This is a genomic window from Pseudochrobactrum asaccharolyticum, assembly GCF_003314995.1.
GTDB lineage: Bacteria > Pseudomonadota > Alphaproteobacteria > Rhizobiales > Rhizobiaceae > Pseudochrobactrum > Pseudochrobactrum asaccharolyticum.
Genome location: NZ_QNRH01000002.1, coordinates 559,885 through 572,862 on the forward strand (window position 1 = coordinate 559,885; position 12,978 = coordinate 572,862).

General features: G+C 52.2%; 13 protein-coding genes. All 13 read right to left on the minus strand.

Features of this window, described 5'->3' with window-relative positions; all coding sequences use genetic code 11:
- Nucleotides 1–34 precede the first annotated feature (34 nt).
- Nucleotides 35–463, minus strand: coding sequence for an aconitase X swivel domain-containing protein (locus DFR47_RS07040; RefSeq protein ID WP_113943663.1), 429 nt, complete (start codon nt 461–463; stop codon nt 35–37).
- Complete coding sequence (locus DFR47_RS07045; RefSeq protein ID WP_113943664.1) at nt 463–1,722, minus strand: aconitase X; 1,260 nt, start codon at nt 1,720–1,722, stop codon at nt 463–465. Before DFR47_RS07045 ends, DFR47_RS07040 begins: the two co-directional genes overlap by 1 nt.
- Nucleotides 1,723–1,840: 118 nt before the next feature.
- Nucleotides 1,841–2,332: a GNAT family N-acetyltransferase gene (locus DFR47_RS07050; RefSeq protein WP_113943665.1), complete on the minus strand. Its 492-nt coding sequence runs from the start codon at nt 2,330–2,332 to the stop codon at nt 1,841–1,843.
- Nucleotides 2,325–3,110 carry a molybdopterin-synthase adenylyltransferase MoeB gene (locus DFR47_RS07055; RefSeq protein ID WP_113943666.1) on the minus strand — a complete coding sequence of 262 codons (786 nt, stop codon included), beginning with the start codon at nt 3,108–3,110 and terminating at the stop codon, nt 2,325–2,327. The genes DFR47_RS07050 and DFR47_RS07055 overlap by 8 nt, the downstream gene beginning before the upstream one ends.
- 31 nt (nt 3,111–3,141) lie before the next feature.
- On the minus strand, nt 3,142–4,287 hold the full coding sequence (gene recF / locus DFR47_RS07060; RefSeq protein WP_245416474.1) for a DNA replication/repair protein RecF: 1,146 nt from the start codon (nt 4,285–4,287) through the stop codon (nt 3,142–3,144).
- A 38-nt stretch (nt 4,288–4,325) separates the two neighbouring features.
- A complete protein-coding gene (dnaN, locus tag DFR47_RS07065; protein WP_113943668.1) occupies nt 4,326–5,444 on the minus strand; it encodes a DNA polymerase III subunit beta in 1,119 nt (372 codons plus the stop codon).
- A 244-nt stretch (nt 5,445–5,688) separates the two neighbouring features.
- Nucleotides 5,689–7,170 carry a chromosomal replication initiator protein DnaA gene (gene dnaA, locus DFR47_RS07070; protein ID WP_113943974.1) on the minus strand — a complete coding sequence of 494 codons (1,482 nt, stop codon included), beginning with the start codon at nt 7,168–7,170 and terminating at the stop codon, nt 5,689–5,691.
- Nucleotides 7,171–8,250: 1,080 nt separating this feature from the next.
- A complete protein-coding gene (gene rpsT / locus DFR47_RS07075) occupies nt 8,251–8,517 on the minus strand; it encodes a 30S ribosomal protein S20 (protein ID WP_113943669.1) in 267 nt (88 codons plus the stop codon).
- 261 nt (nt 8,518–8,778) lie between these two features.
- Entirely contained in the window at nt 8,779–9,552 is a 774-nt protein-coding gene (locus DFR47_RS07080) for an enoyl-CoA hydratase (protein ID WP_113943670.1), read from the minus strand.
- 42 nt (nt 9,553–9,594) lie between these two features.
- Nucleotides 9,595–10,482: a bifunctional DNA-formamidopyrimidine glycosylase/DNA-(apurinic or apyrimidinic site) lyase gene (gene mutM / locus DFR47_RS07085; RefSeq protein ID WP_113943671.1), complete on the minus strand. Its 888-nt coding sequence runs from the start codon at nt 10,480–10,482 to the stop codon at nt 9,595–9,597.
- Complete coding sequence (locus DFR47_RS07090; protein WP_113943672.1) at nt 10,475–11,713, minus strand: phosphopentomutase; 1,239 nt, start codon at nt 11,711–11,713, stop codon at nt 10,475–10,477. The genes mutM and DFR47_RS07090 overlap by 8 nt, the downstream gene beginning before the upstream one ends.
- Nucleotides 11,714–11,812: 99 nt before the next feature.
- Nucleotides 11,813–12,406 (minus strand): TadE/TadG family type IV pilus assembly protein, encoded by a 594-nt coding sequence (locus DFR47_RS07095; RefSeq protein WP_113943673.1) that lies wholly within the window; start codon nt 12,404–12,406, stop codon nt 11,813–11,815.
- Nucleotides 12,403–12,975, minus strand: coding sequence for a TadE/TadG family type IV pilus assembly protein (locus DFR47_RS07100; RefSeq protein WP_113943674.1), 573 nt, complete (start codon nt 12,973–12,975; stop codon nt 12,403–12,405). Before DFR47_RS07100 ends, DFR47_RS07095 begins: the two co-directional genes overlap by 4 nt.
- Nucleotides 12,976–12,978: the final 3 nt, after the last annotated feature.

The following is a 12,978-nucleotide window of genomic DNA, read 5'->3' on the forward strand; positions in this document are numbered from 1 at the left end:
AAAATGAAGAGAGCCGGAATTTCCGGCTCTCTTCTTATAGAATACGGACTGTTCCCTGCTCACTGATATGGAGTTGTCGCTGATCTAACAGCGCATAGGTTTCGCGATCGAGCTGATAGGCAGGCGGGATTTTCAATCCCATTTCTTCCGCAACAATCAGACCCAGCAACAGAATCGCATCCGGCTCATGCAGAAGAATCGCTGCCGGTGCACGGTTGCTGTGTACCAGTTCCAGAAGCACAGCAGCCGCCGATGAAGACCCGACGGTTGCAGGCAGGCACAGTGCTTTTCCGGAGACGGATTGGCCATATTGCGGATGGCGCACATTGGCGATCAGGCCGGTTTGCGGATCAACGCCGCCCCAGAAGCTGATTGGTGCTGTCAGCGCAAAAGCGGGCGCTTCCACCGGCGCACCTGCGACCAGTATTTTAGCCTGAAATCTGTCTTGTAAAAGCGCCTCCATCACCATGCCTCCTCAGTGAACCGGACACGGCCGGTGACAGCGCTTTCAACACATTCCTGCAAAGATCCGTAGACAACGCCATAGCCGGTATTGCCCGGCGCATAATGGGCAAATTTACCGGAATTGGTCATCAGTACCGCATTGTCCTTTTCCGGCAGAATCGGCGTAACGACCACGCAGGTATCAGCCACGACAATCACGCCTGCCTGTTCCAGTCTTTGCCGGCGCTGATTCTTGTCCAGCTCACGCAGCACATGCCGTCCCGTACAGGCATAAAGCGGCACCGTTAATCGCCGGTCTGAAATTGTGGCCTCAAGCAGGTCAAATTCAAAGAGCGATAAATGCGGACTGCCAATTGCCACTGCATCGATTCTGTCCGCCTCAATCGTGGACAAAGCTTTGCGTGCTTCCCGCACCATTTGTGGTGTCACACGGATACATTCCAGCGGTTCATGCCCCTGCAATGCCGATTCGGCATCCGGTGCCTCCGGCGTGCGCCCCGCAAAATGAAAAAGACCGACAGCACCGGATGAGGCAGAGGCCGCACCAAAGGCTTTCAGATCATCTTCGGATAACATCTCCGGTGCAACGCCTGTCACCACGCCAATAGAATCACCAATCAGGCGTCCGTAAAGATTGCCCAACACCGGCCAGGCCACAGCCTGACTCAAAAGTGCAGAATCAAGAGCGCTCAGATTAACCACAACTGTGGCACGACGATTCTCCGGCCGGTGCAATCCGTAGTCCGGTGCGCGACCGGCAATAGCACAGGCAATATCGAGATAATCGCCATAGCGATTCGTACGGGCACCCAGAACCGAGTTGCAAAACACCACGGCATTCGATTCGCCCCATGCCACATCGGTACCGGTTTGCGGGCGGTGCCCTGCCTGATAGGGTGCGCAGGTCCATGATGGTTCACAACCAAGTTTGATATAGGCCTGCATCATCCGCTTCGCCATTGCCGCCTCATGCGGTGGCAAACGGTTACCGGAGCAGCCGGTCAGATCCAGCGAACCGACATTCAGCGTCGCGCGCACGCGCACCTTAGCCTGCCCTTCAACCAGCTTCTCTGCAAAATAAGTACCGCTGTCGCCATGATAAAGCGCACCGTCAATATGTGCGGAAGCGATCGGGATCAGCCTCGGTGCACCCATCAATTCGGCAGTTCTGGCAACAATGCGCATGGCCATTGCAGCGCCAGCGCCATCCCGCCCGTTGATAATGGCACGCTCCTCTGCGCTCAGTGCCAGCACCATAGGTTCCTCCCGAATATGATAAGCGTATTCCGAAAAGTGTTAAGCGTTTTTCGGACAAGATACGCGTAAAACAAAGAGATAGAGCGGTTCCAATACTTCATCTGTAAATGGAACCGCTCTAGACCAGAGTTTTCCGCATTGTCAGCGATGTCACACGATCAAAACCCGGATGCATGGTTTCTCCGACCACTTCGAATCCCAGTCTTGTGAACAGGCGCTGATTATCCTTCAGTTCAATGCGGACTTGCAGGTCGATATGCGACATTGCACGCTGCCGTGCCAGTTTCTCTGCCTGTTCGACCAAAAGATGTGCCAGCCCGAGCCCGCGAAATTTTTTACCGACCGCCAGCTTGCCTAAATACAGATGGTCACCTTTATCCGCCAGAAACACGCATCCGGCCAGTTCACCATCACAGAGCACGCCATAGGCTGTCTCTTTAAAAGCCTTATAGTGTAGAATTTCAGTTGTCAGCCGTCCGGCCGAACTTGGCGGATCAATCACGCGATCCAACGTGGCAAAGGCATCTTGTATCAGCAGCAACAGAGTATCGAACCCGTCATAGTCAGGTGTAATGGTAAAAACCTGAAAAGACCGGTTCTGTTCACTCATCTGTTTCAGCCGCCTTTGCCCGTCGTTTATAGCGCATGGTTTCAAAACGCGCCGCCAGCGCATCATAGAGCAGCAAACGGCCCAGCAGAGGCTCTCCGATGCCGGTAATCAGCTTGATCACTTCCATGGCCTGCATTGAGCCGAGAATCGCCGGTAAGGCGCCGATCACCCCCGCTTCTGCACAGGAGGGTATCAATCCGTCCGGCGGCGGCTCAGGAAACAAATCACGGTAATGCGGATAGAGATTGCCTTGCATATCCCGTTCATAGGGTTTCAGCACCGTCAGCGAACCGTCAAACCGTCCCATCGCTGCGGTGACCAAGGCTTTTTCCAGCAATGCCGCATGATCCGCCACCAGATAGCGAGTGGCAAAATTATCCGAACCATCGACGATAATATCATAGGCTGAAAACAGCTCCGTCACATTCTCTGGCGTGAGCCGTAATGTGTGGCAGTGCACTTCAATATGCGGGTTGATACGCTGCATGGTCGCGGCAGCACTGTCAGTTTTATTCTCACCGATACTGTCAGTGTGGTGCACGATCTGGCGCTGCAGATTGGACAGCGTAACCATATCATCATCGACAATACCGAGATGGCCGACACCGGCTGCCGCCAGATAGAGCAATGCCGGGCTGCCGAGCCCGCCCGCACCGATCACCAGAACGCGCGCATTTTTAAGCTTCTGCTGCCCTGCCCCGCCGATTTCCGGCAGAATAATATGGCGCGCATAACGCTCGATTTCTAATCCGCTAAAGGGTTCAGCCTGTGTGCTCATAGACAAAGTTTAGCGCAGAAACCCTGCCGGTTCAAATATCATAAGGTGACAGGTTGGCAGCACTGACATTGAAAAATTGCGCTTCGCCTTTGAGGTCGCGAAACAGAGCGCGATCCGTTCCGGTCATAAAAGCCTGAGCACCCAGATCATCAATAATATCGAACAAGGCGGCACGTCTGCCTTCGTCGAGATGCGCGGCAATTTCATCCAGCAGCAGCACCGGTGTCATATTGGCAAGATTGGCCGTCAGCCTCGCATGGGCAAGCACCAAGCCAATCAGCAGTGCTTTCTGCTCACCGGTCGAGCACAAAGATGCAGGCATGCCCTTGGGGCGATGATGCACAACCATATCGGTGCGGTGCGGCCCGTCCAGCGTGCGCCCTGCCGCGCGGTCACGGCCGCGCATATCACGGAGAGTACGGCGGAAATTCTCTTCCAGATCCAGCGCCGCTTCCAGACGAATACGGCCTTCCAGCTCGCCTTCCAGAAAGCAGTCCACTTTCGGGAACGGGCTGTCATCCGGTGTCTGCTCGATCATCGTGGCAATCAGGCTGATCAATTCGGCACGTGCTGCTGCAATGGCTGTACCAAGCTCGGCCATCTGCGCCTCAATGGCATCAAGCCATTGCGCGTCACTATTATAATCCGAGATCAGCCGGTTGCGGCTGCGCATGGCTTTTTCATAATCCAGCACACGCTTGCCATGGCTGACATCAATGGCCAGCACCATCCGGTCAAGAAAACGGCGGCGGTCACCGGCCGATCCGGTAAATAAGCCGTCCATCGCAGGAATGAGCCAGATGATACGGGAATAATCGAGCAACTGATCAGCGCTGGCAGGCGCGCCGTTGATACGGACTTTGCGCCCTGCTTCACCATTGGTTCCGGCCAGACCGGTACCGATTTCAGCCTCGCCATAACTTGCCGATTCCAGCAGTGCATGAATAGCAAAACCGTCAGGCGCACCGCTGCGGCTGACATCCGCGTAAGATGCACGGCGCATGCCCCGCCCCGGTGACAGAAAAGATACTGCTTCCAGAAGATTCGTTTTACCTGCGCCATTTTCGCCGGTCAGCACCACATGGCCGCCGCTCAACGGCAAGGACAGGCTGTCATAGTTACGAAAATGCGCAAGCCGCAGACGACGGAAACTGACCCGTTCGCTGCGACCTGTCATTGGTGCATTCATGTTATAATCTGTGCTCACCCGTGCACTTATACACGCATCGGCATCAGAACATAGACCAGATGTTCATCGCCCTCATCGCGCACCAGCATTGGTGAACCGGCATCGGCCAGCATGAACACGGCTTCCTTACCGGAAAGCTGCGATGTGATATCGAGCAGATATTTCGAGTTAAAGCCGATTTCCATCGGTTCGCTGTCATAGCCTGCCGGTACTTCATCCGTCGCAGAACCGGAATCAGGATTGTTCACAGTCAGTGTCAGCAGACCATCGGAAATGCTGAGTTTAACCGCACGGCCTTTTTCATTGGAAATGGTCGATACGCGGTCAACGGAAGCGGCAAAGCTCTGGCGGTCAATCACCAGCTTGCGATCATTACCGGCCGGAATCACGCGCTTATATTCAGGGAATGTGCCGTCGATCAGTTTTGATGTCAGAACAACAGTGCCGACTGTGAAACGGATTTTTACATCCGACACTTCAATCGTTACCTGCATATCCGGCGCATCAACCAGCTTCTGCAATTCCGCAACAGTTTTGCGCGGAATGATGATTGCAGGCATGCCTTCGGCACCGCTTGGTGCCTCCATTGCAGCTCGTGCCAGACGGTGACCGTCGGTGGCAACAGCACGCAGTTCCAGGCGGCCATCATCTTCACCGGCATAGAGGTGAATACCATTGAGATAATAACGGGTTTCTTCCGTCGAGATCGCAAAATTAGTGCGGTCGATCAGACGCTTCAGCGCGCTCGCATCCATACGGAATGTATGGGTGAAGCTGCCTGCTGTCAGTTCAGGGAAATCGGATTGCGGCAGGCATTGCAGACGGAAGGATGAGCGGCCGGAGACAACCGACATGGCTGTGCCGTCTTCATTATTGGCCAGCATCACTTCAGCGCCGTCCGGCAACTTGCGGACGATATCATAAAGCAGATGGGCAGGAACCGTTGTGGCACCGGCCACATCAATAGCGGCATCGGTCGATTCGGTCACTTCCAGATCAAGGTCCGTGGCCTTGAGCTTCAGCACACCGTCTTCGCCCTGCAATAAGACGTTGGAGAGAATCGGAATTGTATTCCGGCGCTCAACCACGCGATGCACATGATTGAGGGATTTCAGGAGATTCGAACGTTCAATAGTTACGCGCATGATGGTCAGAACTCGCTAACAACTGTCCGGCACAGTCCAGCTGACCGGAGATCACGGCGCGACAGGCGCCTCATGGACGGTTAAATTGCCAGAATTTAAGGGCGCATTGCAAGTCCGGAGAATCGCTAATCAGCGATTTCATTGACATAAAAGGTCGCTCTCCCCACCCTTTGCACTCTTTTTTACATGAGAGCCCGTATCGCGGCCAAAGCCGCGATACAGAATCATGGGTTTCTGTAACAGATTATGCGGATTGCTCGTTGATCAGACGCTTCAGAAGCTCGAGTTCCTGCGCTAGTTTGGTATCGGCACCGACCAGATCTTCGATCTTGCGCACAGCATGCAGAACTGTGGTGTGATCACGTCCGCCGAAGCGACGACCGATTTCCGGCAGAGAGCGAGGGGTCAGCATTTTCGCCAGATACATCGCCACCTGACGTGGCTTAACGATGGTGCGGGTACGGCGGTTCGACAGCAGATCCTGCTTCGAAACATTGTAATGACGGGCAACAATGCGCTGAATTTCTTCAATGCGGATACGCTTTGGCTCACCGGCACGGGTCAGGTGACCAAGCAGTTCGTCAACACGGTCGATCGACAGATTCGGTTCGAAGGACTGACGGAACAGGAGCTGGTTGAAAGCACCTTCTAGTTCACGGCCGGAGCCGGTAACAGTGCGTGCCACATGAGCGAGAATATCATCAGGAATATCAATGCTGCGTTCTTCGGCCTGTGCGGCGCTCAGACGACGCTTGAGCATTTCCACGCGCATTTCGTAATCCGGTGCCGCCATTTCCAGCGCCACACCACCCTGTAGGCGGGAACGCACACGTACATCCAGCGATTCCAATTCCGATGGCGCGCGGTCAGCGGCCACAACCACCTGCTTGGCGCTATCAAGCAATGTATTGATCAGATGGCAGAACTCATGCTGGATCGACTTACCCTGCAGGAACTGCATGTCATCAATGATCAGCAGGTCGATATCGCGCAGCTGCTCTTTGAAAGACAGCGCATTATTGTCACGGATTGCGGTTGCAAAACGCCACATGAAATATTCTGCGGTCAGATAGACAACGCGCGGCTTGTCCTGACGCTGCAAAGCGCTGGCAGCAATGGCCTGCAAAAGGTGCGTTTTGCCAAGACCAACGGATGCGTGAATGAAGAGCGGGTTGAAACGCACAGCACTGGAGCCGGCTTCAGCAATGGTGCGCGCTGCGGCCAGGGCCACGCGATTGGATGCACCATCAACAAAACTGTCGAAGGTATAGCGCGGATCAAGCGGCGAACCCAGCACAGAACCGGCAGCAGCACTCTGAGCGGCCACTTCAACCTGACTGGTGCGTTTCTCGGCGGAGAAGCTCTGACCAACCGGGAAGACCGGCTTTTCACGCTGCGGCGCAGCGAGCTGCGGGATTTCCGGCACAACATCGGCAACAGGTGCAACAGGACGGGCTGCACGGCTCATACCGCGAACAACAACCTCCACCTTCATGATCTGCGGATTTTCTTCCTGCCAGAGCAGGGTCAGCATTTCTGCGTAATGGTTGTTGATCCAGGAGCGCAAAAAGGCGGTCGGAACGGAAAAACGCACAACACTCTTGGAGACTTCATCAAGCTTCAGACGGCCGAACCATGAAGAGAATATTTCACTGCCGACGCGCGCTTTCAGCTTGCTCAGCAGTCGTTCAAAGGCCTCATCAGGAGAAGCGGTTGTCAAAGTCATATTCTCTTTCTCACTCATAAAATCCGGCGCCATATCAAACTGCCCATGCAGGCTCTGACTGATTGGCGGGACTGGCTGACCGGCTTCGTTCATCACGTCCAGTTTCGCCTCATTCTTTGCAATCATTGTCGCCTCACAATCATGTTCAGTTTTTTAGGCCAGCTGATCCTGCGATCATACCGGAGCATCTTTTGCAGATGCTTGTTACTCAGCGGTTTGCCTGAAATGGTCTCTCAGCATCCGCACTGTTTTTTGTTCGTTTTAGCTTCGGTCTTAAATTCTGTTCGCTCTGCTATACCGATGCGCGATCACCAGATAACGACTCATGTTTTGTCCGTCCTATGCTGATTGCCCGTATTGAACCATTCAACAACCTCTGTTTCCGTTTGCGGCTGCGCAAAGCTTTGCTTAGGTTAATGACTGGTAAATTCTGTAAATTGTAAAATTACAGAACGGCTTCTCTCATCTCCGGCAAGCGCAGGTCAGATCCTCATTCAGGATAGTCCCCCTCGCAGTGCCGGATTCTGCAGGCACACAAATTCTCCTTCGCAGAACCAAAAATTCTGCGTCAGACCGCTTTGTACGCCATGAAATTATAACCGGACGCCGACAGCTTTTATGCCAATGGTCCAGAGCACTGATGAGCTAACATTAGCGAAATCTTTAGCCCTAGGGCAAGACCACCATTAAGGGTTTTTTAATCATTGGAACTATCTCTCAGTACGCATTACTCTTCTGATACAGGGTCTGAAATTAATAAGACCTTTGGATTCAATGCCTTTTTATCGGAGCAATTATTAACCATTCCAGAATCTCGGACGTGAAAAAAAATAATAATAATTCGCTTGACTCAGAGCCGTCCTGAGCAATCCCCAGACTCAGTTTAGAACTGTGTATAAAATGCGGGCAAGCTTCGAAAATAATTGCAAAATTAAAAACATAGCAAAGAGAATCTCTGAAATATTTTAGTCATATCTTGTATAAACTCGGCGTCCGAAACTTCAGAATATTTATAAAATTCAGACATAAAAAAACCCGGCTCTAAGGCCGGGTTTCTTAACAAACAGACGACACCTGATATCAGGCGCTCATGCCTTTCAAGCGTGCAGCAAGACGCGATACTTTGCGCGAAGCTGTGTTCTTATGAACAACGCCTTTAGTGGCAGCGCGCATCAGTTCAGGTTCAGCAACCTTGAAAGCAGCCTGTGCAGCAGCTTTATCACCGAGTGCTACAGCATCTTCAAACTTACGAATGAAAGTGCGAACGCGCGAACGACGGGATTTGTTGACCTCGGTGCGGGCTTCGATTTTACGAACCGCTTTCTTGGCCGAAGGTGTATTGGCCATAAATGCCTCTCTTTTTCTGTCAGCTTTCCAGCGGGCTTTTCAGCATCGATATCAAATCGAAGGGGAAGGCCACCGGGCAAAAATCTATTCGGACGGCCCTAGAGCCATCTCACTGTTGCGCGCTTATAGATCAGCTTTGCAGCCTCGTCAATGTGGATTCTCTCGCTCAGGGCGCCTGAATCCCGTAAAAGACGGACTTTAAAGTCTATCCTGTCGCTCTGCCCCGTTATTCAAAGGCAGAGCAGCCTTAAGTGCCGCGACTCAGCGGTTTGTGAAAGACGGTGTACGTTTATCAACGAAAGCCGCCATGCCCTCTTTTTGATCCTCAGTCGCAAATAATGCCTGGAAAGAGCGGCGCTCATAACGCAAGCCTTCCTGCAATGTTGTTTCAAAAGCACGGTTGACCGATTCTTTGGCCATCATCACCGAAAGCTGCGAGAAAGATGCAATCCGCTCAGCCGCTTTCAATGCTTCATCCAGCAAAACATCCTGTGCCACAACGCGTGACACCAGTCCGCAGCGCTCGGCCTCTGCGGCATCCATCATCCGGCCGGTCAGCACCATATCCATGGCTTTGGATTTACCAACAAAACGCGCCAGCCTTTGTGTGCCGCCAATCCCCGGAATGATTCCCAATGTGATTTCCGGCTGGCCAAACTTGGCATTATCTGCGGCAATGATAAAATCGCACATCATCGCCAGCTCACAACCACCACCAAGCGTATAACCGCTGACTGCCGCAATGATCGGCTTGCGGATTGCACTGACGCCCTCTGCCTCTCCCAGAAAATCCTGACCATAGGCCTCGGCAAAAGTCAGGTTCTGCATTTCTTTAATATCAGCGCCCGCAGCAAATGCCTTTTCCGAACCGGTGAGAACAATCGCGCCGATTGCATCATCTTTATCAAAAGCACGCAGAGCATCTGTCAGCTCACTCACCAGTTGTGAATTCAGCGCATTGAGCGCTTGTGGCCGGTTCAGACGGATCAGACCGGTCTTGCCACGTGTTTCAGCTAGAATGGTTTCATAGGCCATTGAGTTACTCCCCTAAACAATTATCATTCATGAATTGGAAAATCAGCTGCTGCAGGCCGCACAAAAGAAAGTTGAGCGCCCGTTCTGAACAATGCGTTGCACAGGTGCGCCGCAACGGCGACAAGGCTCGCCCTCACGGTCATAGACTGCAAAACTATGCTGAAAATAGCCCAGCGTGCCATCAGCCTGACGATGATCGCGCAGACTGGATCCACCGGCGACAATTGCCTCAGCGATCACTTCACGCACAGAGGTTGCGAGTGCTTCGGCCAGTTGCGGATCCTGCGCCACATCTCCTGCTGCACGCAAAGGTGACAAGCCGGTGCGCCACAGCGCTTCACAGACATAGATATTCCCAAGACCGGCAATCAGACGCTGATCGAGTAAGGCTGCCTTCAGTGGTACTTTTTTACCCTTGAAAAGCTCTGCCAGCACCGGCCCTGACAGACTGTTACCGGTTGGCTCAATACCAAGATCTTTCAATGAGGGATGCTCTGCCAGTTCTCCTGTACCGCACAGTAGCAGGAAGCCGAAGCGGCGCGGGTCATTATAGATAACCTGCCGTGATCCGTAGACCGGCGACTGCACATGGAAAACAACATGGTCATGGGTCGGGTTCTTGGAGCGCGGATAGTGGAACCCGTCCTCTGCCTGCTCCTGAGCGGAAACACGCAGATCAGGTTCAATCCGGTAAGAACCGGACATGCCAAGATGACTGATCAGGCTGGCGCCGTCCTCAAATTCAATCAGCAAATATTTCGCACGGCGCCCCAGCGAGACAATTTTTTGCCCTTGCAGCCGATCATTAAGATTTTCGGGAAAAGGAAAGCGCAAATCGGGACGGTTTAGCACAAGCTTTTCAACCACCGCTCCTTCCATAACCGGTTGCAGACCACGGCGAACCGTTTCCACCTCAGGCAATTCAGGCATTCAAATCTCCGCTCTCAGAGCATTTCCGGTTTGTATTGAATGAGAGGAAATTCTCTCCGGTCAGATTATTCTCAAGTCCCAGATAGGCAGCAACAGATTTACCGATATCGGCAAAACTCTTGCGTACCCCGATCGTACCGCTCCCGGCACCGGCAATCAGCACCGGCACAGCTTCACGGGTATGATCTGTTCCCTGCCAGCCCGGATCACAACCATGATCGGCAGTGAGAATGAGCAGATCGCCCTCACGCATTTTCTGCAAAATTTCCGGCAGTCGCTTATCAAATGCTTCAAGGGCAGCGGCATAACCGGCAATATCGCGCCTGTGCCCGTAGAGCATATCAAAATCAACCAGATTGGTGAAAATCAAATCGCCGTCACCGGCATCATCCATCGCTTGCAGCGTGCTATCCACCAGCGCCTGATTACCGTGGGCTTTGCGCAATTGCGTCACACCTGATCCGGCAAAAATATCGCTGATTTTACCCACCGCATAAACATCATGCCCTGACGCTTCAACAATGTTCAGCAAGGTCGGTTGGGGCGGTGGCACGGCAAAGTCACGACGATTACCAGTGCGTTCAAAACTCTCTGGTGTTTCCCCGATAAAAGGACGAGCAATCACACGGCCGATATTGAGCGGATCCACAAGAGGGCGCATAGCGGCGCATAAGTCATATAAACGCTGCAAGCCAAAATGCGTTTCATGCGCGGCAACCTGAATAACCGAATCTGAAGATGTATAGAAAATCGGCTTACCTGTGCGGATATGTTCTTCACCGAATTGAGCAATAATCTCTGTTCCGGAAGCATGGCAATTACCCAATATTCCGCTGAGGCTTTTCTGACGAATAATGGTGTCGGTCAGACTTTCAGGGAATGTCGGAATGGTTTTCGGAAAATAACCCCAATCGAATGGAACCGGCAGACCGGCAATTTCCCAATGGCCGGAAGGTGTATCCTTGCCCTTAGAAACCTCCTGCGCCGCCCCCCAAAGACCGTTTACCGGCAATTGAGCATCCAGTCCGGCCGGATAAACGCCTGTCGCGCATCGCGCAGCCTGTCCCAAGCCTAATTGCAGCATGTTCGGAATATTCAAAGGTGTCTGTCTGTCAGCACAAAAGCGGGTAATCGTCCCGAGAGTATTTGCCCCCTGATCAGCAAACACAGCAGCATCCGACGCACCGCCGATACCGAATGAGTCGAGCACTATGAGTATAACCCGTCGCATGAAAAGTGCCTTCCGACTGCTTCCGTTTGGTTGAACGAAATGCATATCATGAAACCTACTGCGACCGTCAAGCAGTGAACTATTTATGCCACCCAGATGTTACCTACACGCCGAACAAGGAATAATATCAGAATAGCGCGGACTGACAAAATAAACCTCCCCCATATCGATAGAAGGAAGCACAACAGACAGCAGTGGTCGATAGGTATATTGCGTTTCAACACGAATATAATTCATGGCCTCTCTGCGCAAATTCTCCGGCACCTCTGTCGGACCCATCCCTCTTTTATCGTCAAAGCCGCGTGTCTTACGTGACCATTCCAGCGTCACTCTAAAATTTGCACTGTTCTGGATTCTTTCCACTCTCAAAAAAGAGATTTTAATTTCAGGACTTTGGGCTGACGGCAGCATGATACTGGCGCCAATCATAAAGATATCGTCAAGCTGCGCAGGGAAAACGCTGATTTGCCGGCTTACAAGATCGCCAACAACACTCGCGACCCGATTAATCTTGCGGTTAGCATCAACACCGCGCGAAACATCAGCAACACCTGCATAAATCAGGATCATAACAGGCAGCAGCAAAGCGAATTCCACTGCAGATACAGCCCGCTCATCCTTAAAAAAATGTCTTAATCGTGAAGATAGTTTCTGCATCAAACGAGCAGGGTTTTCGCGCTTTTTCCCCATCATGAGTATGGCTCATTTTGCCAGGTGACGGTTATAAACAGCGGCATAACACGATCAGCAGGTTTCACATCCGGATTTAAATAATACAAAATATTTGTCATGACAGGCCAGCGATACAGCACGTTAATCTGATTGATCGTCGACGGGCCACCCAGATTGATGATTTTCGGCAGACCAAGCTCACCGTTTTTGGTAACAAGATTTTTCACCGGCACTTCTGAGAAGCTGGTGTAGTTATCCAGATTGATCGACAAATTTTTACAATCGACAACAGGTAAGATACTGATCTTTTTACAAATCGTGTCTTGAACATAGTTAGCTTGCAGATTTTCTTCTCTGAGCTGCCCCGTATAAAACTGACGACTTATATCCTCCGTTGCAGAAACCAGCAGCTGCTGCATAGCAAAACTAATGCCCAGCTCGATGATTGCAAACATCAGAAATAAGAACGGGAAAACAACCAGAGCAAATTCAACTGCTGTTACGCCTCGTTCATCCCGAAGAAACAGCCGGAATTTTTTTTGAGTATGTTTTAAATCAGCAGGGTCAGACTGCTCTCTCAATATAGACATGAG

Coding starts and splice junctions, on each gene's coding strand:
- DFR47_RS07045 (WP_113943664.1), bottom strand. CDS start 1,722: ATGGTGCTGGCACTGAGCGCAGAGGAGCGTGCCATTATCAACGGGCGG.
- rpsT (WP_113943669.1), bottom strand. CDS start 8,517: ATGGCCAATACACCTTCGGCCAAGAAAGCGGTTCGTAAAATCGAAGCC.
- recF (WP_245416474.1), bottom strand. CDS start 4,287: ATGACAGGTCGCAGCGAACGGGTCAGTTTCCGTCGTCTGCGGCTTGCG.
- DFR47_RS07080 (WP_113943670.1), bottom strand. CDS start 9,552: ATGGCCTATGAAACCATTCTAGCTGAAACACGTGGCAAGACCGGTCTG.
- DFR47_RS07100 (WP_113943674.1), bottom strand. CDS start 12,975: ATGTCTATATTGAGAGAGCAGTCTGACCCTGCTGATTTAAAACATACT.
- DFR47_RS07050 (WP_113943665.1), bottom strand. CDS start 2,332: ATGAGTGAACAGAACCGGTCTTTTCAGGTTTTTACCATTACACCTGAC.
- DFR47_RS07095 (WP_113943673.1), bottom strand. CDS start 12,406: ATGATGGGGAAAAAGCGCGAAAACCCTGCTCGTTTGATGCAGAAACTA.
- DFR47_RS07090 (WP_113943672.1), bottom strand. CDS start 11,713: ATGCGACGGGTTATACTCATAGTGCTCGACTCATTCGGTATCGGCGGT.
- dnaA (WP_113943974.1), bottom strand. CDS start 7,170: ATGACTTTGACAACCGCTTCTCCTGATGAGGCCTTTGAACGACTGCTG.
- DFR47_RS07040 (WP_113943663.1), bottom strand. CDS start 463: ATGGAGGCGCTTTTACAAGACAGATTTCAGGCTAAAATACTGGTCGCA.
- DFR47_RS07055 (WP_113943666.1), bottom strand. CDS start 3,110: ATGAGCACACAGGCTGAACCCTTTAGCGGATTAGAAATCGAGCGTTAT.
- dnaN (WP_113943668.1), bottom strand. CDS start 5,444: ATGCGCGTAACTATTGAACGTTCGAATCTCCTGAAATCCCTCAATCAT.
- mutM (WP_113943671.1), bottom strand. CDS start 10,482: ATGCCTGAATTGCCTGAGGTGGAAACGGTTCGCCGTGGTCTGCAACCG.